A 24,147-nucleotide genomic window follows, 5' to 3' on the forward strand; every position below is an offset into this window, starting at 1 on the left:
AGAAACACCGTTTTCACTCAAAAAAGCTACCAACAAAAGGAATGTAAACATGGCAGCACAAAAAGAACTTTCAGGCGCAGGTCTACGTGGACAAGTCGCTGGTAAAACCTCTTTATCTACCGTTGGCAAATCAGGCTCTGGTCTGACCTATCGCGGTTATGATGTATCAGAGCTGGCAGATAAATGTATTTTTGAAGAAGTGGCGTATTTGCTGTTATACGGCAACTTGCCTACTCAAAGTGAGCTTGATGCCTATCAAGCCAAACTCAAAAGCTTGCGTGGCTTACCACAAGCATTAAAAGACGTACTTGAACGTATCCCAGCTGATGCGCATCCAATGGACGTGCTACGTACGGGCTGCTCTATGCTTGGCAACCTTGAGACCGAAACTGATTTTGCTCAGCAAAACGATCAAACTGACCGTATGCTAGCGGCCTTCCCATCGATTATCAACTATTGGTATCGTTTTACCCATGACAATGTACGTATCGAGACCGATACAGATGATGCCACGATTGGCGGACATTTCTTACATTTGCTCAAAGGCGAAAAACCAAACGAGCTACACGAAAAAGTAATGAACGTCTCGCTTATCCTTTATGCAGAGCATGAGTTCAATGCTTCGACCTTTACCGCTCGTGTGTGTGCATCTACCTTATCTGACATTCATTCTTGTATCACTGGTGCAATCGGTTCACTACGCGGTCCATTGCATGGTGGAGCGAATGAAGCGGCGATGGATATGATTGAAGGCTTTAGCTCACCTGATGAAGCTGAAGAAGAAATGATGGGTATGCTGGCTCGTAAAGACAAAATCATGGGCTTTGGTCATGCGATCTATAGCGAGTCAGACCCGCGTAACGTTGTGATTAAGGGTTGGGCTGAGAAGCTAGCTGCTGATGTTGGTGATGAAGTGTTATACCCAGTGTCAGTACGCTGTGAAGAGGTCATGTGGCGTGAGAAAAAACTGTTCTGTAATGCTGACTTTTTCCATGCATCAGCCTATCACTTCATGGGTATCCCAACCAAACTGTTCACACCTATTTTTGTCTGCTCACGTCTGACTGGTTGGGCAGCTCATGTATTTGAGCAACGTGCTAACAACCGTATCATTCGCCCAAGTGCTGAATACACGGGTGAAGAGCTGCGCCCAGTACCGGATATGAGTGCGCGTTAAGTTGATTTCTTTTAAGTAGCTATTGTTACGTACTTACTATCAGCTAGCGGCAGTGCTAGCTGATACAGGTATGATGATTGAGCCTTGCTATGATCTCTGCAGGTTTAATCGTCATACGCTATCTTTTTTATAGACCACGCCCTTTTAATTTTCGATATCGCTTCTTTAGCAAAGCCTACAAAAGCAAACGATGATTTTGCTAAAGGAATGAATTTTTACCCAATATCCACGCTTAACTACTTATTATAATTAGCCAACAGCCAAAGGTGACTTATGGACAACGCCCTAGTACAACCAATGAACGAACAATTCAAGAAGCCACTTCCCGGTACTGACCTTTATTACTTTGACACCCGCGAAGCCGTCGAGAGTATCGAAGCAGGCGCGTATGACAAACTACCATTCTGCTCAAAAGTATTGTGTGAAAACCTAGTACGCCGTTGCCCACCAGAAGAGCTGACCGATGCGCTAAAGCAGCATATCGAAGGCAAGCAAGACCTCGACTTTCCTTGGTACCCTGCCCGCGTCGTTTGTCATGATATCTTGGGTCAGACGGCCTTTGTTGATTTGGCGGGTCTACGTGATGCTATCGCTGAGCAAGGCGGTGATCCGTCCAAGGTAAACCCTATCGTGCCAACCCAGCTTATTGTTGACCATTCATTGGCCGTTGAGCATGCAGGCTTCGAAGACGACGCGTTTGAGAAAAACCGCGCGATTGAAGAGCGCCGCAACGATGACCGTTTTCACTTTATCAACTGGTGCCAGTATGCCTTTGACAATGTCAACGTCGTACCGCCTGGTAACGGCATCATGCATCAGATTAACTTAGAGAAAATGTCACCTGTTGTACAAGTCGTACACAATAAAGCCGGTGAAGAAGTCGCGTTTGCCGATACGTTGGTCGGTACGGATAGTCACACGCCGATGGTCGATGCCCTAGGTGTGATCTCAATCGGTGTTGGCGGTCTAGAAGCCGAAAGCGTCATGCTAGGCAACCCGTCATATATGCGCCTGCCTGATTATGTGGGTGTTAAATTAACAGGCAAACTGCAAAAAGGCATTACTGGTACGGATCTCGTACTGGCGATGACGGAATTTTTACGTAATGCAGGTGTGGTCTCTACCTATATTGAATTCTTTGGTGACGGTGCACGCCAGCTAAGTGTCGGTGACCGCGCCTCTATCTCCAATATGACGCCTGAATATGGCGCAACTGCTGCGATGTTCTATATCGATGAGCAAACCATTGACTATCTACGTCTGACGGGTCGTTCTGAGGAACAGATTAAATTGGTTGAGCAGTATGCCAAGCAAACTGGCCTATGGGCTGACGGCATGGAAAAAGCCGAATACGCACGCGTCCTTGAGTTTGATTTGTCATCAGTCGGTCGTAACATGGCAGGCCCATCGCGTCCCCATGCGCGTGTATCTACCGATGATTTGGTGGCCAAAGGCATCGCCCACGCGCCTGATCAAAAACTGCCTGAACCTAAAGATGGTCTGATGCCGGATGGCGCGGTTATTATCGCTGCTATTACCAGCTGTACCAATACCTCAAACCCTCGCAACATGGTAGCTGCAGGCTTAGTTGCCCGTAACGCGAATGCCAAAGGACTATTGCGTAAACCGTGGGTTAAGTCATCCTTAGCACCCGGCTCAAAAACGGTCAAAATGTATTTAGAAGAAGCAGGCCTGATGCCAGAGTTGCAAGAGATTGGCTTTGACGTGGTTGGCTTTGCCTGTACGACATGTAACGGTATGAGCGGTGCACTTGACCCTGACATCGAGCAAGAAATCATCGACAATGATTTGTTCACTACGGCAGTGCTATCTGGTAACCGTAACTTTGACGGTCGTATCCATCCGTATGCCAAGCAAGCATTTTTAGCATCGCCGCCACTGGTTATCGCTTATGCCATCGCTGGTAACATCCGTTTTGATATTGAAAAAGACTCGTTGGGCAAAGACCAAGACGGCAATGATGTGTATCTAAAAGACATCTGGTTTGATGACGAAGAAGTGGATGCCATTGTTGCTTCTGCTGTTAAGCCTGAGCAGTTTAATGCCGTATATATCCCCATGTTTGATGAGGCCAAAAAGGATACGGGCAAAGCGTTAAGCCCATTGTATGACTGGCGTGAAATGACCACATATATTCGCCGTCCGCCGTATTGGGAAGGTCAAATGGCAGCGATGAACAAACTAAAAGGTATGCGTCCGCTTGCCGTATTAGGTGATAACATCACAACCGATCATATGTCGCCATCAAATGCTATTCTTGGTACGTCCGCAGCTGGCGAGTATTTGGACACTATGGGCTTGCCTGCCGAAGACTATAACTCATACGCGACCCATCGCGGCGACCATTTAACCGCGCAACGTGCCACCTTTGCCAACCCTAAACTATTGAACGAGATGGTACGCGATGAAGATGGTGAAGTTATCCAAGGCTCACTGGCGCGTGTTGAGCCAGAAGGTCAAGTCATGCGCATGTGGGAAGCGATTGAGACCTACATGAACCGTGAGCAGCCGCTGATCATCATCGCAGGTGATGGCTATGGTCAAGGCTCAAGCCGTGACTGGGCGGCCAAAGGCGTCCGTCTCGCTGGTGTGGAAGCGGTTGTCGCTGAAGACTTTGAGCGTATTCATCGTCAAAACTTAGTGGGCATGGGCGCGCTGCCGCTACAGTTCGAGGAAGGCGTGACTCGTCATACGCTAAATATCGATGGCACGGAAACCTTTGATGTCACAGGTGAAGTCTCGGCTGGCGGGTTGATGACTCTAGTAATCCATCGTACCGATGGTAGTACCACTGAGACGCCTATTATCTGCCGCTTAGATACGGCTGATGAAGTAAAAATGTACAACGCTGGCGGTATGCTACAACGCTTTGCTAAAGAGTTTATCGAAGGTACGTTAGATATCGTCTAGGGCTATCCTGTAGGTTTTAGTGTGATAAGCAATAAAGAATAAAAGTTGCCGATGTTGTATAACCTTATATGACGTCGGCTTTTATTTGCTAATATTAAAGCTTAGTTCAAAACATGGTTTGCACGCTATACATTGAGTTTACTTAACTAATGGCGTAGTATGTACTATATATTGTACAAGTCATGAAGCGTATTATGAAAGGAGTAAACTATGAGAGTCGTTAGTTTTTCAGAAGCCAGAAAGCACCTAAAATCTGTCCTAGATACGGTAAACGATGATGCCAATGCCACTATCGTAACCCGCCGTGACGCTGATGATGCCGTTGTGATGTCACTTGATTACTACAATAGCCTGATGGAAACCGTCTATCTGCTAAAATCTCCTGCCAATGCGGCGCACTTAGCGGACTCTATTGCCCAATATAAAGCTGGCAAGACCGTGACACGTGAGTTAATTGATACAGCAGAAGGTAGTGATAAAAGTGATGGTAGCAACGATGACAATGAGCACACGGATAGCGATATTGAGAGTGCTTAAACTCAAAGGCTTCAATCAATCCAAAGGGTCTAACAATGAGTGAGCAATTAGCATGGACAGACACTGCGTGGAAAGACTACCTTTACTGGCAAACGCAAGACAAAAAAACACTTAAGCGTATTAATAAACTTATCACCGACTGTAAGCGTAATCCGTTTGAAGGGATTGGTAAACCTGAACCTTTAAAAGAAAACCTATCTGGATTTTGGTCAAGACGCATCGATGACGCCAATCGATTGGTATATGCCGCCGATGATAATTATCTGACGATTATCTCTTGTCGCTATCATTATTAATGAGCGTTCTTAGTCGTTCGTGTTTACTTGCTGATGACGCCATACCCAATCTTATAACAATATAAAAAGGACTCAATACAGTGACCCAAACCAACTCTCAATCAAAAGCTTCTTTCGCCCCGCAAATCCCCATCCCTGCCACCTATATGCGCGGCGGTACCTCAAAAGGGACGTTTTTTAAATTGTCTGATTTGCCTGAGCGATGCCAAGTTGCTGGCGAGTCGCGTGATAAGTTTTTGCTGCGCGTCGTCGGTAGCCCAGATCCTTACGGTAAGCAGATCGATGGCTTAGGCAATGGCAGCTCTAGCACATCAAAGACCGTTATCTTATCGGCCTCTGACAGACCAGATCATGAAGTGAATTATCTGTTTGGACAAGTTAATATCGCCAAGCCGATGATTGATTGGGCGGGTAACTGTGGTAACTTAACTGCAGCCGTCGGTGCCTGTGCCATTAATATGGGTCTAGTTGATGCCGACAAAATTGCTAATAGTATCGATGACAATGCTGAAAGCGGGATTTGTGAAGTGCGTATCTGGCAAGAAAATATTGGTAAAACCATCATTGCTCATGTGCCAGTCTATAAAGATGCAAATGACAAAGTACAGGTTCAAGAGACAGGTGATTTTGAATTAGACGGTGTCACCTTCCCAGCAGCTGAAGTTAAAATTGAGTTTATCGATCCGGTTGATGCCACCAGCGACATGTTCCCGACGGGCAATTTGGTCGATGATTTCGATGTATCAGGCTGCGGTCTAAATGCTGATAGCATCAAAGCCACCTTCATTAGTGCAGGTATCCCAACCATCTTTATAAACGCAGAAGATTTGGGCTTTACGGGTACTGAGCTACAAGGCGACATTAATAGTGATAGTGAGCTACTTACCAAGCTTGAAAAAATCCGTGCCACAGGCGGCGTGGCGATGGGATTATTTAAAGATGTGAGCGAGGCGCAAACCAGCCAACACATTCCTAAAATCGCATGGGTTGGTAACGCACAGAGCTATACCGCCTCTAGTGGTAAATCGGTCGATGCAGAAGAGATTGATCTAGTCGTACGTGCCATGAGTATGGGGCAATTGCATCACGCCATGATGGGGACAGCAGCAGTCGCTATTGCCTCTGCCGCGACCACGCAAGGCACGCTTGTTAACAAAGCTGCTGGTGGTGGCGAGCTGACAGAGGTACGTTTTGGTCATCCATCAGGCACATTGCTCGTCGGTGGAAAAACCGAACTGGTCGATGGGCGCTGGCAAGCCAAAAAAGTGTCGATGAGCCGCTCAGCAAGGCGTATCATGGTTGGTGAAGTTTTTGTGCCAGCGGATGCGTTTTAACCAGTAATCAGGGTATTGATAAATGAATAGAAATTTATATAAGCAGTCATTTACCTTGAGTAATTCACCTGATTATAATTGTCCTAAGTGTAATATTGGACTTCTACGTATTCAGAAAGATAGTTTTAAAAAATATACAACCTTTGACCTAGATGAGCTGCAGAAACATCCCGATTTTGAACCAGAGTGGATTGAATATATTTTTAACTGTGTCTTTGAATGTAATAACGATAGATGTGAAGGTAAGGTACTATGTACAGGACATGGAAGTGTGGGTTTCGATATAGATGTTGATGATTATGGACAACAATATCAAGAGTGGGATGATTATTATCGACCGTTATTTTTTCATCCAAACCTCAATTTAATTATTATCCCAGAAGATACGCCTACTGATATCAAAAAAATCCTCAACCAGTCATTTGAATTGTTTTTTACCTCTCCTTCTGCAGCAGCTAATTTAGTAAGAATAGCTATTGAAGGTATTCTTACAGATCAAGGTGTAAATCTGTATTCTAAAAAAGATGGAAGTAAAAAAATATCTTTACATAGTAGAATTGAGGATCATCTGCCAGATAAATATCAAACTATAAAAGAGCATTTTGAGGCTGTGAAATGGTTGGGTAACGCTGGGAGTCATTCAGGTGAGGAATTAACTGCAAATAATACTATGGATGCTTACGAACTGATTGAATACATTCTCTCTCAGGTGTATGCGCCCCCTACTAACAATTTAAATAGATTGGCACAAAATATAAATAAAGTTAAAGGTCCAATAAAAAACAGGTGATTTAACAATAGTAATTAATATAACGTTGCAATAAGGTTTTATGCCGACACCTCCCCAACCCCGCCGTGTGCAATTAGATAAAAAACCGCCCGTCGAAAAGAAAGAACGGCGGGCGCTGCTGTGGGATATCCTCAAAAAACTGGCGGTATTTGCTAAGCCTTATCGCTCGCTTATCATCGCCACCTTAGCGCTGACTGCTCTAGGCTCCTTTACCGCGCAAGTTAATGCCTTTGTGCTGCGCTATGCCGTTGATACCTTGACCGAAATCGCTACCCTCGCTGAGCCTTGGGAAGCTGGCGTGCGCATGCTGACCATTATCAGTGCGGTACTCTTAACCAAAGAGATATTATCGATATTCATCTCGTTTGGGCAACGCTTCTTCGGCGAAAAGATTCGTATCAATCTATCACGTGATTTATCGCAAAAAATCATTGAGCGCATCTTGACCTATCGGATGGCATTTTATACCAGTAGCGAAAACGACAGCGGCAAGTTGCAAACGCGTATCGATTATGGCGTCAGCAGCTTAACCAGTTTAGTGCAAAACTTTTTTATCGATATGCTACCGCTGTTTGCCAATGCGATCGTGGCGCTTATCATTATGTTTTCGACCAATTTTTGGATAGGCTTGGTCGGTCTTATTATCATTCCCATTTACTTTTTTATCAGTCAAAAACAAGCGCAGCGTCTACAAGGGTTTCGTCGGCAGATGCGCGGCTATAGAGAAGCCAAAAGCGGTTTGGTAATATCTTTGATCAATTCGATCAGCGTGGTGAAATCCTTTGTCCGTGAGTCGATAGAAGCAGAAAAGCACTTAGCCATTCAAAAGGAAATGACCGATAATCAGCTGCGTATTCGCAGTATTGGTTTTGTTTATGATGCCATCAAAACCTTTATCGAACAGATTGGTGTGGTGGTTATCATCTTGCTCACCGCTTATTTTGTCCTACAAGGTGAGATGACCATTGGTATGATTTTGTTTCATGTCATGCTGTTTCAAAATGTCGCCGCCCCTATTCGACAGCTGCATCGCATCTACGACCAGATAAATAATGCATTGACCTATGCCGAAGGGTTTTTTGATATTTTAGAAGATGACAGCCAAGTCGAGAGCATCGCTGGTATCAGTAGCGACAACTTAAAAGGTCATATCGAGCTTAAAAATGTCGACTTTACTTATCCGAATGGGACGCAAGCGCTCAAAGACGTCAGCTTCACTATTAAGCCCAACCGTATCACGGCGCTGGTTGGCCTCTCTGGCGCTGGCAAGAGCACGATTATCAATCTATTGGTCAAGTTCTATGCGCCAGACGCAGGCTCGATATGCCTAGACGGGCGTGATTTGGCTGACTGTGATACTCATGAGCTGCGTCAAAACATTGGTCTGGTGCTACAAAGCAATCATATTTTTTCGGGTACGATTAGTGAAAACATCCGTTATGGGAATATGAATGCTAGCATTGATGACATCATTGTAGCGGCAAAAAAAGCTTCGATACATGAGCAAATTGTCGCCTTGACAGACGGCTATGAGAGCACTGCCAAGTCGTTATCAGGTGGGCAGCAGCAGCGTATCGCGCTGGCAAGGATGTTTTTAAAAGATCCGCCGATTGTGTTTTTGGACGAGCCGACCGCCAGTCTCGATGCTATCGCCAGTCAACAGGTCAAAAAAAGCCTTGATCTGATCAAAAAAGATCGTACCGTCATCATGGTTTCGCACAATATTGCTCAGATTATCGACGCCGATGATCTGGTAGTGATAGAAAATGGCGAAGTGGTTGAGACAGGCACACACGAGGCGCTCTATGCCCAACGCGGCAAATATTTTGAAATCTTTAGTGCCATGTCTGATAGCTTAAATTTAGACAAAATCAGCCAGACCCTAAAGGGTTAGGAATGGTTAATGACTGCCTAAATCGTTATAATGCCCCTATTTTACCGCCTATTGCCAGAAGCTAGACCATTATGAATTGTGAATTTTCTATCAAAACCTTTGACGAGCTGACCTCAGTTGACCTTTACCATATCCTAAAAGCACGCTCACAAGTGTTCGTCGTCGAACAGAACTGTGCTTATCAAGATATGGATGAGGTCGATTTTGATTGCTTACACTTGATTGCTCATCAAAACGCGGCGTTAGTGGGCTATTGCCGCATTGTCCCGCCCGAATTCAATAAACTAAAATCCAATCTATCGGTCGCCGACCCTACGATCAAGACCAACCACACTGCCATGCCTGCCATCGGTAGAGTGCTTGTGTTATCAGAGCACAGAGGTGACGGCCTAGCACGGCAGATGATGACTCAGGCTATTGCTCATTGCCGCAAAAAATATGGTAAAAAGCGCCCGATTATTATCTCGGCACAGGCCTACCTGCTTAGTTTTTATGAGTCTTTGGGTTTTGTACCTGAAGGTGAGCATTATCTTGAAGATAATATCGAGCATGTGAAGATGGTGCTATACGTTGCTAAGAAAAACAAAATCAAAAAAGAGAGCACGGATATTGCGTCAACCACGACCAAAGTTTTAAGTTTCCTGCTGTTTATCATGGCCGCTTTGTTTGTTTTAGGTCTGTTGTACTTAATGATTTAGACCGCTGCTAACATCTTAATTCTTAACATAATTCAAATTGGTTGTTCCATATTGAGTATGCTACTTTTAAATAATGATTCCTTTAAAAGGATGGCTGAGATAATCAGTCAAGGAAGTAGCACACTCAGGATGAGGAACCAACCATGTCAAATAATCACTTAGATAACCATTCAAATACAGCCAATGTGGATATAGCCAATTCAAATACAAACGATGCGACGGTAGAAAGCAACGTCCGTCCAGAATATGACAATGAAATTCAAAAAATCGCCGATTACGTTCTCAACTATTCAATAGATAGGCAATCCCCAAACCCTACTGATGCGTGGAATACCGCGCGCCACTGTCTGATGGACACGCTTGGCTGCGGTCTATTGGCGCTGCGCTTTCCTGAGTGTACCAAGCACTTAGGACCTGATTGTCCCGATCAAATAACGCCGCATGGCGCTCGCGTCCCTGGCACCTCCTATAGACTAGACCCCATCAAGGCCGCTTTTGATATTGGCTGTATGGTGCGCTGGCTTGACTATAACGATACGTGGCTTGCTGCCGAATGGGGCCATCCTTCTGATAACTTGGGTGGTATCTTAGCGGTTGCCGACTATATTAGTCAGAAAATTATCAGCCAAGGACAAGCACCACTGACCATGAGAGCAGTGCTTGAAGCCATGATCATGGCGCATGAGATTCAAGGTGTACTGGCACTCGAAAACTCATTCAATCGTGTGGGGCTTGATCATGTGTTTTTGGTCAAGTTGGCATCAACAGCCGTCGTTGCAAAACTTTATCAGCTGCCACGTGAGCGCATCATGGCAGCCATCTCACAAGCCATCGTCGATGGTCAGGCACTGCGCACCTATCGTCATGCACCCAACGCGGGCAGCCGAAAATCATGGGCGGCAGGTGATGCAACCAGCCGTGCGGTACGTCTGGTAGATATCACCGCACGTGGTGAAATGGGTGTCCCTGGCGCACTAACCGCACCGCAATGGGGGTTTTATGATGTGCTGTTTATCCATACCAATAAAGATCTTGCAACCAAACCCGAAGACGAGCGTCGATTTACCTTTCAGCGTGACTTTGGCAGTTATGTGATGGAGAATATCTTATTTAAAATCAGCTTTCCCGCTGAATTTCATGCGCAGACTGCTTGTGAAGCGGCGGTTATTTTGCATCCACATGTGAGAGGTCGAATTGATGATATTGAAAAAATTGTCCTAACCACGCATGATTCTGCAATTCGCATCATCTCAAAGGAAGGTGCGCTTGCTAACCCAGCTGATCGGGATCACTGCTTACAATATATGGTGGCTGTGCCACTATTGACAGGCGATTTGATGGCGGAGAACTACGAGGATGACTATCATGAAGAGCATTTATCAATCGATGAGCTACGCGAAAAAATGATGGTAGAAGAAGACGCACAGTATTCAAAAGATTACCATGACCCCAGTAAGCGCTCTATTGCCAATGCCATTCAAATATTCTTCAAAGATGGCAGTAGCACAGAAAAAGTCGCCATCGAGTATCCTATCGGTCATAAACGCCGCCGTGCCGAGGGCATTCCTATACTTGAGGCAAAGTTCCGAGCCAGCTTGGCTACTCGCTTTATCGACAGTCGGTGTCAGCAAATCATTGAGCTGTGTGACGATCAAGAAAAATTGGAGCAAACGCCAGTGAATGAGTTTATGGACTTATTTATGGCTTATTAGTGTTTTAACAGGATAGCCATCCTAAACCACCCTATCATTTGTATCATTACCAAGATATTGATTACCAAGGTATCGACTCTCCTGCCCAATCGACAAAACTGCCTGATTGGGCAGCCGTCATCCCTGATAGCACTTCCAATAAACACTCGGCGCTATAGGCTGGCGAGAATAGATGTCCTTCAGCGACATTGCCTTGAAACGGTGCGGACAGTTGGGTATTCACGGTTCCCGGTTGCATAACGACTACGCACACCTCTTTGAGTGATCGGCCCCATTCGATACTCAAGTTTTTCATCCCCATATTGAGCGCCGCCTTGCTCATTCTATAACTATACCAGCCGCCAAGTTGATTGTCCGTGATACTACCGACACGAGCTGATATGGTCGCAAAAATACCTGGATGCTCAGCGCTGCGTTCAGCTTTGGCGAGCAACGGTTTGATATGCTTGGCTATCAGCAAGCTTGCTAGTGCATTGATTTGCATGTTCTGTAAAAAGAACTCCGTTTCAATCTGCCTCAAGGCCTTTTCTGGCTGCGCAGTCTTGGTATGTAATAATCCCACGCAGTTGATTACCCAATCGACATGACCCACTGTCTGCTTGATGGTGTCGGCCGCTTTTTTGATGCTGTCTTCATCACTGATATTCATGGGTAACCAGTGTAGATTTTCTGCTTCAAAGTTCGGCTCACTGCGATGATAAGTGGCGAATACTTGTGTACTATGTCTTTTAGCAGATGCGCCGTCAGTTTGATCGGCAGCTGACTCTTGTACCAGCTGCTTGACCATGGCCTGACCAATACCGCCCGTTCCGCCGATGATAAGATAGGTTTTATTATTCATGTCGTTATTCATATGCTACCCTCACTCTTTTTATACAGCTCTTAGCACGTGTTGGTTTGTTTATTCATTTTGGCTGATTTTACGAGTGTTTGCTATGATAAAAATAATAGACACTATTCTCATTCTATATACGATACAATAATTTTTAGCGATTAAACCCGCATTTTTTGCTTTCCATTACTTATATTGACGTTCTTATACGGATATCAGCGCCTTATGCTATCACCCCAAGACCAACTGACCGAGCTGGTACGTGCCTTAGAGACCGATCAGCACGTCTTTGCCACTGACCCGTTACTAATCACAGAAAAGCTACAGAGTGAGGATGGCACGCCTATCCAAAAGCTGCATCGACGGGCATCACGGATAGATAGTAATGGTGCACTTGCGCGGGTACTGGGTAAGATTGATGGCCGCATAAAAGGCATCATGATCGTTATGAGTGTGGTGTGGTGCATCTCGGGATTTTTGGGTCTGTTCACGCTATTGCAGTCCAATGTGGTGAACTTCTTTTATGTATTGGTTTGCTTGCTTGGGTTCCACACTATCATGCTTGGTGGTTGGCTGGTCATGACACTCATCAATCGAGACCAACAAGCACCCAGTTGGTTTGCCAGCTTTGTCAGTCCAAGCTACCTTATACGCGGTAAAGACGATGTGACCAAAGCGGCTGTCGATCTGTATGAACGCCAGTTGCAGCACAGCGGTATGCGCTGGTATTTGGGGCGGTTTAGTCATCAGTTATGGCTCGCGACATTGACCGGTATGCTGCTTGCGATTATATTTTTGTTGGTTGTACGCCAGTATAGCTTTAGCTGGGAGTCAACCCTACTCTCTGATCAGGCGCTGGTGAACTTGACTCAAGTATTAGGATGGCTACCGAGTATGGTAGGGTTTGGTGTGCCAGACAGTACAGCGATCGCACAGAGCAGGCTTGTCACCGAAGCCATGCCGCTGTCTGTTGCACGGCAATGGGCGGGGTTACTAGTCGGTAGCTTGCTGATGTACGGCATTGTACCGCGAGCGATAGCATGGGCATTCTGTGCATTGATGTTCCGCCGCAAAAAAATGCGTTTGGATATCAAACAACCCTATTATCAAAAAATCCTAAACTTTTGGCAGCGGCACGTGGTAGATGCTGATGACTTTATAGAAGCGCTAGCCCCTATCGCCCCAAAAGCGACGGTCAGTATGGGCAAAAAGTTAGTTGCGCTGCTTGAATACCCTGCAAATCAGGACGAATGGTGGCAGTCAGGGCTTGATGGCAGCAACCATGGTTTTGAACAATCAAGCGAAGTTGAGGATTTTGGCATCGTTGATGACCGTGATGATATGGCACGGCTTAAAAACTATTTAGATGCGCATCCTGTACAGGTCTTACTTGGCATTCATAGCAACGCACTGCCCGACCGCGGTACGCTACGAAAAATCGATCAAATCGCTACTCACGCCAAAGATGGGCTTATTGTACAGCTGCTTAGCGATACCAACTCTGCGGCTAGCTTGACTGATGCACGTACCGATGATGAGCCATTAGACAAACAAGCAGTTCGCTATCAGCAATGGCAAACAGCGCTCTCTGCACGAAAAATTGGCTTGGTTGATATAGATGCTTAATACATTCTAATTTTTAATCTATTACTTGCAATCTATTTTTCATATATGAACTTATCATTATGACTCGCATGATATACAATAAATAAATATTATAGATCTATAACCTCAGACAGGCTTAAAGACTTATTGATATAACAGTTGTTAAGATATATTTTGATAGCTGTGACGTTATATCAAGATGACAAGGATGTTTTATAGTGTCTAGGAGCCCAAGATGGCAGCAGATATCTCTTTAGACAGCCCCCTTATGACCCTAGGTCAGTATGGTCAACTATTGGATGGTTACCGAGAGGCGTTAAACCAAAGTATCTTAACGGCTGCGCCAGAGTCATGGCAGCCAATGCTGGCAAGCATTCTGCCCGCGTATTGGCAAGAGTGGCTACTACCGCTGGCTGGAGGTCCATTTTTCTTGTTATTTTTGGCAGAATGGCTCTATCAGTCCAAGCGCGGCAATAGTAAAAGCTTTAGTTGGCGCCGTGCGATGACCAATTTTAGCTTAGGCGGCTCTTATTTAGGGTTCGAATTGATTGTCCAAGCGCTTATCGTCATACCTATCTGCTTATGGTTATATCAATATCGCTTATTTACTATTGAGGTGACATGGCTCACCGCCATTCCTATATTCGTCGCGGTTGAATTTAGCTACTACTGGTTCCATCGTGCGTCACACCGTATGAATTGGTTTTGGTCAGCGCATGTCGTGCACCATTCAGATGACCATATGAATCTGTCCACCGCCATGCGTCAAAGCCTGCTGTACTCAGTGACGGGATGGTGGCTATTCTTTGTCCCGCTGATGATGTTAGGCGTACATCCTGTCTGGGTATTTTTCTTTTATGGGTTGGATTTGATTTATCAATTCTTTATCCATACCGAAACCGTAGGAAAATTTCCAAAATGGGTTGAGTATGTCTTTGATACCCCATCCAATCACCGTGCTCATCATGGCACCAATAACGAATATATTGACCAAAATTACGGCGGCGTTCTCATTATTTTTGATCGCTGGTTCGGCACTTATGTAGAAGAAGATACGGTCAATAACCCCGTCAAATATGGTGCCGTTGGTGAAACCAGCCACGACAATATTGTTAGCCTGATATTTGGCGTCTTTTACCGTATGTGGCAGCGCTTTTTTCGTGCTAAAGGGCTTAAGAAAAAGCTCAAGGTACTGCTGCGTCCACCAAGTGCTGTTTAATATAGTCAATTCTCTATAAATTGGATACGGTGTCAGGCTCGCTTAGCCTACTACTTGTAGTGCTTTCATTCGGCTGCCTTGTATCCAAGTTATTCAAAGTATATTGAACCGACTAGAGCATGATTATAAATGCGTGGACTACGATTTATGATATGGATTATACGCATTCATAACCGATACCCAGTCAGATTTGTTTTACAATAAATGGCTACTGTGTGTTTTTGCCATCAATAAATATAAGACGTTACTATGAATAATGACAATAAAAATAATCATGAGAATAATAAGCCTGCAGGTCTCTTTGCAGACAAGGCTTATGAGCCAACCTCTAATGTCTCAAATCATCCTTCAGACAACACCTCAAAATCCACAGTAGCTACTCAGGATAATCAACCTGTATCAACCGAAGCATCAGCAACGACAGCACCAGCGTCAAAGATGACAAAGAAAACGATTGCCAGTGGTGAACCGCTTAAATTGGCGGTCGTCGGTCATACAAATACAGGTAAAACCTCTATATTGCGCACGTTATTGCGAGACGTATATTTTGGTGAAGTCAAAAACGAAGCTGCAACCACACGTCACGTCGAGCAAGCACAGCTGACAGACAGCCGAACTGGTGAGGTGCTGGTAGCGCTATACGATACACCTGGTCTGGAAGATGCTTCAGGGCTTATGGACTGGCTAGAGGATAATACTGCTAGTCGCCGTGATGGTATTGAGCGCTTACAACAGTTTTTAGCAGCGGATGTTGCTCAAGGTGCAGACAGTTATGACTTGCCCTATGATTATAGTCAAGAAGCCAAAGTCATTCGTCAGCTGCTGACAAGTGATATGGCCATTTACGTGGTAGATGCTCGTGAGCCTGTATTGGGTAAATATAAAGATGAGCTAGCGATTTTGTCTTGGGCTGCTATCCCCGTGATGCCTGTTTTTAATTTTACAGACAGCCAGAATGCCAATATCGATGACTGGCAGACTATGCTGGCAAGACGCAATCTGCATATTTCAACGCGTTTCGATTCGGTCGCGTTTGAGTTTGAAGATGAGATGCGCCTATGGAAAAACCTAGCCACTATGCTCACCCACTCTGAGATGCTTGAGCAGTTGATGCAACGTCGAACGGAAGACTGGGCTCAGCTGTATGATGAGGCCAATATCATCATCGCTGATTTTTTATTGAATGTTGCTGCCTTTGTGCGCGAGATCAATGAAGATGACGACCCACTTCCTGTACTACAGCAAATGCAAGAAGCGGTCAGGCAAAGTGAACGTGCGATGCAGCACAACCTACTTAACCTTTATAAGTTTTATGACAATGCGGTCGCAGCAACACCGCTTGAACTACAAGCCTATCAACAAGACCCTTTTGACCCTGAACTTCTCAAAAGCTACGGCATTCGTACCACTTCTGGTGCAGCAGCAGGTGCGCTGCTCGGATTGGGCATTGATGCGGCAGCCCTAGGTACGACACTGGGATTGGGTGCCGCAATAGGTGGTATCGCAGGCGGGTTGCTATCAAACACCAGCAGCATTGCCGATAGGATTACTGGGGTGAAACGCTTATATATCGACCCTGCTACGTTGACGCTATTAGCCACGCGAGCATTAGACTTACTTACGGCATTACGTCATCGTGGTCATGCTGCTACAGACGCTACTCAGTTATTATATAAGGGCGAAAACAGCAGTCTTGAAACGTCGCTAACTGACGACGGTGACCATGCAGATGAAGACAATAATCCAATTACGGTATGGCCAGCACATAAATTACCAAGTGAGCTCAAAAAAGCCCGAGGTAAACCGCAATGGTCGTCGCTGAGCAGCGGTAAGTCTGAACAAGCTCAGTTATTACGCACAGACATGGCATGGTCACTGTCAGGTAAATTGCAGTCGTATAAGCGTGAGTCATAAATTACTAGCTAACTATCTATGCACTTAACAACGCACTCAATGCATCAGTACCGCGTACATCTGTCTGTTGCAGATAGATCGGATACAGCGGGTACTTGGTAAAGCTTTGTTCGATATCCTGCAGCAGATGCTGCTGACGCTCAGCACGGCGTCGCCAAAACTCATCCGACTGTGTGGTTGATATCAACTGATTGATAACGATTGCTGCTGGCATGAGCTTACTATCCTCTAATTGCTCGATAGCGCGCTTGGTCTCAGCCAATGGTAAAACATCAGCGGTCATCACCAACACAATCGCTGTTTGTGTACGGTCATGTAGTAGCAACCCTGCTTGGCGGAACAATTGCTTGCGCTTTTCTAATACGGATACAGCTTGCTCCCAACGGTCGGATTTTTTTGCTGCAAATGGATTGGCTACATCGTTCTTTTGAGCGCTGTTTTTCTGATTGTGACTGTCCAAATGCGTTGCCACCGAACGTAGTTTGGCCTGTCGTCGCTGCTGTGCAAGCAGCCCATCCGTCCACGCCCCCATCATTTCTGGTAATACCAATAATCGCAAAGTATGACCTGTCGGTGCGGTATCAAAGATGATGTGTTCATACCCAGCATCTGCCGCTTCGACTAAATGGTGACACATGGATTCGAGCATCGCGGCTTCTTGGGCGCCAGGTGCCGACTTAGATAGCCTCAGATGCTCACGAATTTTTGGCATCATATCTGGGTTGGCATAAGCTTTAATTGTACGTTCGACTTGAGCAAAATGTTCATCGACAATCACGTCAGGATTTAACTCAATCGCATCTAGATAAGGTGATATTACCGTTGTCTCATTATTGAGTCGTACATTCAATACATCGCCCAAACTATGTGCTGGATCGGTTGAGACAATTAAGGTTTTTTGCTGCTGGCTTGCATAGTAGCTGGCTAGAGCTGCTGCCGTGGTGGTCTTCCCTACACCACCTTTGCCGCCGATAAATATAATCGGTTGTGTCTCTAACTGCTCTACCAATCCATGTAAAGGGTGTAATGCCATATTGTTATCTCGTATTTTATCTCATTATCTAATAAATGCTTAGCTACTTTTTTATATAGTCAATCCACTACTGTTAGCAGCACCCAACGTGGTCAAATGGACATCTATCCATTCCCATACGTGTATGCCACTCATGAAAGTTCTCTAAAAACAGAGGTTGCAACTCTAATGTATAAAAGCTGGCGGGATTATCAATACCCAAGCTCTCAGCAAACATGAGCAACATAAAAAAATCTTCTTCATCACGTGCGGCGCGTGCCATCGTCTGACGATAAGGCGCATGATAAAATTCATTTAATCCACTCTTAAACCGTTGCCACCATGGTTGAGTGTTCTCTAGTGGTTGAACATTTTCTATATTATTTGATGTGTTTTCATTTTCCATAATGTGCTCGTATTTTACTTAATTCTTATGACCTATCATGCCTATACGATACAAAAAACGCCAGCAATTGCTGCTAGCGTTTTTTATTAAACATATACTCAATATGGTTTAGTGTTTAAACTTCACCGCTTTTACCTTTATGTAGTGACCACTCTTTTCGTAGTACAGACAAACTCTCAAACGTCACCAAAATGGTCGCGATTAAGATAATAATATCCATAATAATAAGTAGCCAATTACCATCAGTAAAGAAGGTTTTGAGCTGAATCAATAGTGCAAAAACAGTCATAACCAACAAGAACGACAATGGTGCTAAGGTGTACCAAACTGGCTTACCCTTACGTAACAAGATAATGGTAACGATCATCAAGGTTAAAGCAGCCATTAACTGGTTGGTTGTACCAAATAGCGGCCAAATGATCATACCGCCCGCGCCATCGATACCACCAGCACCGAACGCTAATAACAAACAGCTTCCGACAGCAAGTAACGTTGCAACGACACTCTTATTGAGTACGGGCAAATTATAAAATTCACCAAATTCTTGGAAGATATAACGTTGTAAACGTACGCCAGTATCCATCGTCGTACCAGCAAACAATGCAGCCATTACTGTAAGCATGGTCTGTGATAGCACCATATCGATACCAACGCCTGCATTCAAGATGGTCGCACCGCCGTCAATGAAAGCACCGATAGAGCCATCACCGAACTTTTGGTAGACCGCTTGCCAGTCACCAAGAGTTGCAAAACCTGCGGTTGCTGCAAGGATTGCCCCAAGTGCTAGCATGCCCTCACCCAATGCACCGAAGTAACCAACGAAACGAACGTCTTCTTCTTTATCAATCTGCTTAGAGGTAGTCCCTGTTGCGACTAAACCATGGAATCCTGATATGGCACCACAAGCAATTGTCACAAACAACAATGGTAGAAGTGACGGCGTATCGGCTGGTAATGCAGTATTAATGGCTGGCGCGACAATATTAGGCGTGCCAATAAAAATAGCAGCATACAATAAAATCAAACCGACAAATAATTGTAAGCCATTAATATAATCACGAGGTTGAAGCAGCATCCATACGGGCAACAACGACGCAATCGCCGCATAGGCGAACAAAATCAAGATCCATACTGCGTTATCAGGCAAACCCATAACGGTCTCAGGTAACACAATCGGGAACATAGGGCCAAGATAGATAAGCCCGTACAGGGCCGTTACCCCGATAATGGATACCCAGACCAGATTCATATTGTAGCGATAGATACACTGCCCGATGATAAAGGCAACCACTAAGGCACCCCAAACTGGCAATACCGCAGATGGCGTCTTGATCATCATATTGGCAATAGCTACACCAAATACAGCATTGACCATCAGTAGTAATAAGAAGATAACAACCATCATCAAGCTGCGGACACGTGTGCCCATGACAGTACCAGCAATAGAGCCAATCGACTGACCTCTATTACGCATACTTGCCCAAATAGCAGACATATCATGTACGCCAGCCATAAAGATAGTACCTACCACTACCCAAATAATGGCAGGTACCCAGCCCCAAATGACTGCAATGGCAGGACCGATAATTGGTGCAGCCCCTGCTACTGACGTAAAGTGATGCCCCCACAATACATACTTATTGGTAGGAACATAATCGATCCCATCTTTCATCGTATGTGCGGGTGTAGGACGGCTGTTGTCCAATGCTAAAATTTTGGTGGCGATAAATTTTGAATAAAATACGTAGCCGCAGAGCATAGCGGCAACGGCGAATAGTAGTACAATAGCACTATTCATCTCATCTCTCCCTAGACAAGTAGTCAATAGCCTTATAAGTTCAAGCTTTTTGAATTAAAATATGAAAAATATGCTAAATTAGTGTGCGATGAGTGACTCAGCTCATCTATCGTTTAGGTAAATTCTAGCAATTTGCAAAATTATTACCAATCAACAAAGTCATTTATCTTATAACTAGGGCATGTCACTAATCAGCACTTGGTGTGATGAGCCTGAGACTAAAACTTTGTTTGAATAATAACCGATTTGGTGATAAATGTAACGCAAGTAAGACATAAAAAACAACAAATAAAGGAAGTGCAATGGCACATTATTTTGGATTCGTACCCTCAGATAAACTAAAAGCTTTAATCAGTGAGGCCGAACAAGTCGTTGCTTCAAATGAGAATGTAGAGTACTACCCTTATCGCGATGCCCTTACGCATCAGACAGCGCGTGATCTTACTGATAATTTATTGGTTGGTTTGGTAGATATTATTCCGAACCCTGAGCGCCAAGCCTCTATGCGTAAAATTGTTGGAACGATTGAACGTGCGACAGATACTTTGCTCAATATCTTACTAGGTAAAGAAAACAACAAAGACGTATTACCAAGTTTTCATTTTCTAAGAGATCATGCAACCTTTATTGATAATGAAGGCATTAAACGTGTTGGCTTTAAACTATCAGAAAAAGACGCCAATACCATCACTGAAGGTTTTGCTGCTATCACGCCTGAGCATGTAGATAGAGCCAAATTTAAAACGGCACTCGAAACCATGAACGAAGAAACATTGACCCACTTCATCAGTCGTTATGCCGAGACATTAAAGCTAGGCATGATCAAGCGTAAGTCAGTTCCAGTTGCCAAATCGGCAATTGATAAAGGCATGAGTATGGCACTTAATAAGCTATTACCTGACCTACCAAATGACTCATTGAATAGATTGGCCAATTATTACCGTCCATTTATTATAGAAAAGCCAGAATAACCCCAAAAGTTGGATTAATTTTGTCCCAAAAGTCATATGACGTTGGGCAAATTCACTAAAATTTGCTAAAATAAGCGGCACTTTTTACCAAAGGCGCACCCGATGACCCAAATCAGTAACCAAGAAATTGAAAAAACCTTACGCAACTCAGAGTGCCTTATCAGCAGTATCGAAGTAGCTGCTGCTTATGAGCGTTTGGCCGCTCAGCTCAATCTACATTATGCTGGTCTAAACCCAATTGTTATGGTCGTGATGAACGGCGGCTTGATTCCAGCTGGTCAACTATTGACACACCTTACGTTCTACCATCGTATGCATTATATCCATGCGACTCGTTATCGTGATAACGAAGGTACTAATGAGCTTGATTGGAAATTCAAGCCTGATGTTAGTATCGAAGGTGAGCACGTATTGTTAATCGACGACATCTTTGACGAAGGTATTACTCTAAAAGCAGTTGTTGAAGAATTAAGTAAAGAAAAGCCTCTATCACTTGAGTCTTGTGTCTTGCTTAACAAGCAACATGATCGCAAAGTTGCAGATTTTGACGTAGATTTTGTGGGTATTGATGTTGCAGATCGTTATGTTTACGGTTGTGGTATGGATTTCCATGGTTACTTGCGTCACCTGCCAGGTATCTACGCAATCAAAGAAGACAAAGTTTAATTCTTAGACTTAATTGATTAAAATAGTTAAATCCTAAAAAAGCATCCAATTTGGATGCTTTTTTATTGCACTGACTTATTGTGCCGACAACAACTTGAATGAATCGTTAAAACTGTAATGCCAAACCAGTATGCCGCTCAGTTGGTGTTTGAACTGCTTTTTCTAAGGCGTGCTTGGTACTATATATCGTTACCTGCTTCTTAGCACGAGTCACTGCTGTATAGATAAGTTCTTTGCTCAGCAATCTTGCATGACTATTATCAAAAGTAATGGCAACATGATCAAATTCGGATCCTTGTGACTTATGAATGGTCATTGCATATGCCGTGGCTATCACCTCTTCATTTAGCAAATTAACAGCTATCCCTTGTGTCTTATTTTCAAAGAATACTTCTAATTGGCTTCTTTCATCTGATGTTTGTAAGCAGAAACCAATATCCCCATTAAATAGCACAAGCTCATAGTTATTTTGTAGCACCATAACAGGACGTCCATGGAACCATGTGTTTTGACCCAATGGTAACTTCAACTCAGCAAGATGCCATTGAGTAAGGTAGTTATTGATATAGTGGTCACCCCATTCACCATTATGGCCAGCAGTGAGGATTCTAAATTGATTAAATACCTCCATTAACGAAGTGGTAGTATTTTTAACTGATTCTGGCACGGATTTTTCAATCGGATTTTCCAGTAAATTTCTAACTTTATTTACGTATGACTGGTAATTATCGGATATTCTTGAAATAATTTTTTCTTTGCTTAGGCTATTTTTTATCTCATTATTTGATATGGACTCTGCTTGTAACGTATTAACATATTGAAAACTCAAAGCAGCGTCTTGCCTTAATAATTGCCAAATAGCTTGAAGATTTGTCTCTGCTTTATTGATTTGAGTGGCCAGTTTACCGATACCTGACTCGGCGCTAAATCGGCGGCTCTCTGTTAGCTCTGCGTGTATGGGTTGCAATAGTGGAATACGGCATAGATCAGCCAATACTGCTCCTGCATCGACGGCTGCTAACTGATTAGCATCGCCTAATAATATCAGCCTAGCACCTGGCTTTACCGCGCTCACAAGGTAATTGGCCAACTCGACTCCGAGCATAGATGCCTCATCAACGATGATAATATCTTCACCGAGTGGGTTGTTGGCATCGTAGCGCGGTCTACCCGTTCGACCGATACCTAGTAGACGATGGATGGTTTTTGCCTCTTGCAACTGCAGCTCTACATTTGCGTCATCTAAAGCCGCCTGTAGAGATTCTTGCATACGTTGGGCTGCCTTACCAGTCGGTGCGGCCAATGCCAAACTGGCACTGTCCGTACTGAATCGAATATGCTCAGCCCCATCCCCCCCACTCTCTGTCGCTTGCTGCAGCGCAATGACCAATTGAGCCACAGTGTAGGTTTTACCTGTGCCTGGACCACCAGTAATAATACTAAACGCATTATTATTAGCGACATTGATTGCCTTCACTTGGTGCTCATGAAGGTTTTCAGGTATTGCTATCTGTAAAGGACTTACTTGCTGATTTAAGATATTGTTGATATTTTTTGCTAAATTAAACTCTGCTTGCCAAGCACGGTGTAACCAAAATGTGATTTTCGAACTTCGAGTTTGTTCACTTTTAGCTATGTTGTAAATAATCGGTTGATTATTTTTGCTTAGGCTATTTTGATAGTTGTTATAATTAGTATTTGCCTCAACGTTAGCAAATAAAGCATGCTCATGGATTGAATGAACGAAAGTATTTAAGTCGCTATTTTTCAAGCGCTGATATAACGTAGTTATTGCATCAAAACGTTTGATCAACATCTCTTTTTCATGATTACTAAGTGCTAGCTGCGCCCACAGGTAATCTCGCTGACCAAACAAAGTGTCCAGTAATACAAATAGCGATGTCTCTGTTGTAGTAACATCGTCTAGTTGCGTGTCTAGTTGCGTGTCTATTTGCGTTTTTATCTGAGTATCAATCAGCGCAAAAATTGGTGTTGCCAGTATCCCCAATAATTGCTGCTGCCATGCATATAACGTGACTACTTCCCCATTAATCTGACCTTGCATGGGAGCTCCATGATCGGCTGTATCGACAGTTAATACAGTATGGCCCTCTTCCAAATGAGCCGCTAAAATAACGAATAGAGCAGTAAATAAGTCATTGTTTTCCGACTTATTGATTTTTTTGCTCTCATCATTCGTCTTTGCATTTGTCGCGTCATATGCTACATGTGTTTGCTGACGACGTAACAAGATATAATCGCTGATGTTACTGGCCCAGCTCTCTTGTAAACTAATGGCTGACTTACTTTTATTGTTATTATTACTCATCGTATATTTATCTCTTATTAATCTTA

At 44.1% G+C, this 24,147-nt stretch carries 18 protein-coding genes and 1 pseudogene; 14 read left to right on the top strand and 5 right to left on the bottom strand.

Annotated elements, in window-relative coordinates; translation table 11 throughout:
• Positions 1-49 precede the first annotated feature (49 nt).
• The 9 genes and pseudogenes from prpC to ACQKCG_RS04600 all read left to right on the top strand — a co-directional run bounded on the left by prpC (position 50) and on the right by ACQKCG_RS04600 (position 11,369).
• Complete coding sequence (gene prpC, locus ACQKCG_RS04560) at positions 50-1,177, top strand: bifunctional 2-methylcitrate synthase/citrate synthase (RefSeq protein ID WP_102090708.1); 1,128 nt, start codon at positions 50-52, stop codon at positions 1,175-1,177.
• Positions 1,178-1,474: 297 nt separating this feature from the next.
• Positions 1,475-4,108, top strand: coding sequence for a Fe/S-dependent 2-methylisocitrate dehydratase AcnD (gene acnD, locus ACQKCG_RS04565; protein WP_427550909.1), 2,634 nt, complete (start codon positions 1,475-1,477; stop codon positions 4,106-4,108).
• A 210-nt stretch (positions 4,109-4,318) separates the two neighbouring features.
• A pseudogene (locus ACQKCG_RS04570) lies at positions 4,319-4,576 on the top strand (type II toxin-antitoxin system Phd/YefM family antitoxin); the annotation flags it as partial.
• A gap of 104 nt (positions 4,577-4,680) precedes the next feature.
• On the top strand, positions 4,681-4,941 hold the full coding sequence (locus ACQKCG_RS04575) for a Txe/YoeB family addiction module toxin (protein ID WP_427550897.1): 261 nt from the start codon (positions 4,681-4,683) through the stop codon (positions 4,939-4,941).
• An 80-nt stretch (positions 4,942-5,021) separates the two neighbouring features.
• Positions 5,022-6,275: a 2-methylaconitate cis-trans isomerase PrpF gene (gene prpF / locus ACQKCG_RS04580; RefSeq protein WP_427550895.1), complete on the top strand. Its 1,254-nt coding sequence runs from the start codon at positions 5,022-5,024 to the stop codon at positions 6,273-6,275.
• 22 nt (positions 6,276-6,297) lie between these two features.
• Positions 6,298-7,065, top strand: coding sequence for a DUF4145 domain-containing protein (locus ACQKCG_RS04585; RefSeq protein ID WP_427550893.1), 768 nt, complete (start codon positions 6,298-6,300; stop codon positions 7,063-7,065).
• Positions 7,066-7,105: 40 nt separating this feature from the next.
• Positions 7,106-8,959 carry an ABC transporter ATP-binding protein gene (locus tag ACQKCG_RS04590; protein WP_427585201.1) on the top strand — a complete coding sequence of 618 codons (1,854 nt, stop codon included), beginning with the start codon at positions 7,106-7,108 and terminating at the stop codon, positions 8,957-8,959.
• A 71-nt stretch (positions 8,960-9,030) separates the two neighbouring features.
• Positions 9,031-9,657 carry a GNAT family N-acetyltransferase gene (locus ACQKCG_RS04595; RefSeq protein WP_427585202.1) on the top strand — a complete coding sequence of 209 codons (627 nt, stop codon included), beginning with the start codon at positions 9,031-9,033 and terminating at the stop codon, positions 9,655-9,657.
• A gap of 143 nt (positions 9,658-9,800) precedes the next feature.
• Positions 9,801-11,369, top strand: a complete 1,569-nt coding sequence (locus tag ACQKCG_RS04600; RefSeq protein WP_427585203.1) for a bifunctional 2-methylcitrate dehydratase/aconitate hydratase — start codon at positions 9,801-9,803, stop codon at positions 11,367-11,369.
• Positions 11,370-11,430: 61 nt separating this feature from the next.
• Here the strand turns inward: ACQKCG_RS04600 and ACQKCG_RS04605 are convergent, their stop codons facing one another.
• The gene (locus ACQKCG_RS04605) at positions 11,431-12,222 is read right to left on the bottom strand and encodes an SDR family oxidoreductase (RefSeq protein ID WP_427585204.1); all 792 of its coding nucleotides are present in this window, start codon (positions 12,220-12,222) and stop codon (positions 11,431-11,433) included.
• 204 nt (positions 12,223-12,426) lie between these two features.
• On the opposite strand from ACQKCG_RS04605, the gene ACQKCG_RS04610 reads away from it, so the two are divergent.
• The 3 genes from ACQKCG_RS04610 (at position 12,427) to ACQKCG_RS04620 (ending at position 16,939) form a co-directional block, all read left to right on the top strand.
• On the top strand, positions 12,427-13,827 hold the full coding sequence (locus ACQKCG_RS04610; RefSeq protein WP_427585205.1) for a DUF2868 domain-containing protein: 1,401 nt from the start codon (positions 12,427-12,429) through the stop codon (positions 13,825-13,827).
• Positions 13,828-14,041: 214 nt separating this feature from the next.
• Entirely contained in the window at positions 14,042-15,025 is a 984-nt protein-coding gene (locus tag ACQKCG_RS04615) for a sterol desaturase family protein (RefSeq protein ID WP_427585206.1), read from the top strand.
• Positions 15,026-15,463: 438 nt separating this feature from the next.
• A complete protein-coding gene (locus ACQKCG_RS04620) occupies positions 15,464-16,939 on the top strand; it encodes a DUF3482 domain-containing protein (protein WP_427585214.1) in 1,476 nt (491 codons plus the stop codon).
• Positions 16,940-16,955: 16 nt separating this feature from the next.
• Here the strand turns inward: ACQKCG_RS04620 and ACQKCG_RS04625 are convergent, their stop codons facing one another.
• The 3 genes from ACQKCG_RS04625 to ACQKCG_RS04635 form a co-directional block, all read right to left on the bottom strand.
• On the bottom strand, positions 16,956-17,972 hold the full coding sequence (locus ACQKCG_RS04625) for an ArsA family ATPase (RefSeq protein WP_427585207.1): 1,017 nt from the start codon (positions 17,970-17,972) through the stop codon (positions 16,956-16,958).
• A gap of 73 nt (positions 17,973-18,045) precedes the next feature.
• Positions 18,046-18,357, bottom strand: a complete 312-nt coding sequence (locus ACQKCG_RS04630; RefSeq protein WP_427550880.1) for a cory-CC-star protein — start codon at positions 18,355-18,357, stop codon at positions 18,046-18,048.
• 115 nt (positions 18,358-18,472) lie between these two features.
• The gene (locus tag ACQKCG_RS04635) at positions 18,473-20,155 is read right to left on the bottom strand and encodes a carbon starvation CstA family protein (protein WP_427550879.1); all 1,683 of its coding nucleotides are present in this window, start codon (positions 20,153-20,155) and stop codon (positions 18,473-18,475) included.
• A gap of 302 nt (positions 20,156-20,457) precedes the next feature.
• Here ACQKCG_RS04635 and ACQKCG_RS04640 point away from each other — a divergent pair, with 302 nt between their 5' ends.
• Positions 20,458-21,126, top strand: coding sequence for a hypothetical protein (locus ACQKCG_RS04640; protein WP_160021771.1), 669 nt, complete (start codon positions 20,458-20,460; stop codon positions 21,124-21,126).
• Positions 21,127-21,228: 102 nt separating this feature from the next.
• Positions 21,229-21,792 (top strand): hypoxanthine-guanine phosphoribosyltransferase, encoded by a 564-nt coding sequence (locus ACQKCG_RS04645; RefSeq protein WP_057760160.1) that lies wholly within the window; start codon positions 21,229-21,231, stop codon positions 21,790-21,792.
• Positions 21,793-21,898: 106 nt separating this feature from the next.
• Here ACQKCG_RS04645 and recD read toward each other — a convergent pair whose 3' ends face one another.
• Positions 21,899-24,121 (bottom strand): exodeoxyribonuclease V subunit alpha, encoded by a 2,223-nt coding sequence (recD, locus tag ACQKCG_RS04650; RefSeq protein WP_427550878.1) that lies wholly within the window; start codon positions 24,119-24,121, stop codon positions 21,899-21,901.
• Positions 24,122-24,147 lie beyond the last annotated feature (26 nt).

It is taken from the genome of Psychrobacter sp. NPDC078929 (genome assembly GCF_050267985.1).
Classification (GTDB): Bacteria; Pseudomonadota; Gammaproteobacteria; order Pseudomonadales; family Moraxellaceae; genus Psychrobacter.

Bases quoted from the DNA above. Each gene is read 5' to 3' on its own strand.
- ACQKCG_RS04575 (WP_427550897.1), top strand. From the start codon at position 4,681: ATGAGTGAGCAATTAGCATGGACAGACACTGCGTGGAAAGACTACCTT.
- ACQKCG_RS04645 (WP_057760160.1), top strand. From the start codon at position 21,229: ATGACCCAAATCAGTAACCAAGAAATTGAAAAAACCTTACGCAACTCA.
- ACQKCG_RS04605 (WP_427585204.1), bottom strand. From the start codon at position 12,222: ATGAATAACGACATGAATAATAAAACCTATCTTATCATCGGCGGAACG.
- ACQKCG_RS04630 (WP_427550880.1), bottom strand. From the start codon at position 18,357: ATGGAAAATGAAAACACATCAAATAATATAGAAAATGTTCAACCACTA.
- ACQKCG_RS04615 (WP_427585206.1), top strand. From the start codon at position 14,042: ATGGCAGCAGATATCTCTTTAGACAGCCCCCTTATGACCCTAGGTCAG.
- ACQKCG_RS04620 (WP_427585214.1), top strand. From the start codon at position 15,464: ATGACAAAGAAAACGATTGCCAGTGGTGAACCGCTTAAATTGGCGGTC.
- prpC (WP_102090708.1), top strand. From the start codon at position 50: ATGGCAGCACAAAAAGAACTTTCAGGCGCAGGTCTACGTGGACAAGTC.
- ACQKCG_RS04595 (WP_427585202.1), top strand. From the start codon at position 9,031: ATGAATTGTGAATTTTCTATCAAAACCTTTGACGAGCTGACCTCAGTT.
- ACQKCG_RS04585 (WP_427550893.1), top strand. From the start codon at position 6,298: ATGAATAGAAATTTATATAAGCAGTCATTTACCTTGAGTAATTCACCT.
- ACQKCG_RS04590 (WP_427585201.1), top strand. From the start codon at position 7,106: ATGCCGACACCTCCCCAACCCCGCCGTGTGCAATTAGATAAAAAACCG.
- ACQKCG_RS04600 (WP_427585203.1), top strand. From the start codon at position 9,801: ATGTCAAATAATCACTTAGATAACCATTCAAATACAGCCAATGTGGAT.
- ACQKCG_RS04610 (WP_427585205.1), top strand. From the start codon at position 12,427: ATGCTATCACCCCAAGACCAACTGACCGAGCTGGTACGTGCCTTAGAG.
- ACQKCG_RS04635 (WP_427550879.1), bottom strand. From the start codon at position 20,155: ATGAATAGTGCTATTGTACTACTATTCGCCGTTGCCGCTATGCTCTGC.
- recD (WP_427550878.1), bottom strand. From the start codon at position 24,121: ATGAGTAATAATAACAATAAAAGTAAGTCAGCCATTAGTTTACAAGAG.
- ACQKCG_RS04640 (WP_160021771.1), top strand. From the start codon at position 20,458: ATGGCACATTATTTTGGATTCGTACCCTCAGATAAACTAAAAGCTTTA.
- acnD (WP_427550909.1), top strand. From the start codon at position 1,475: ATGAACGAACAATTCAAGAAGCCACTTCCCGGTACTGACCTTTATTAC.
- ACQKCG_RS04625 (WP_427585207.1), bottom strand. From the start codon at position 17,972: ATGGCATTACACCCTTTACATGGATTGGTAGAGCAGTTAGAGACACAA.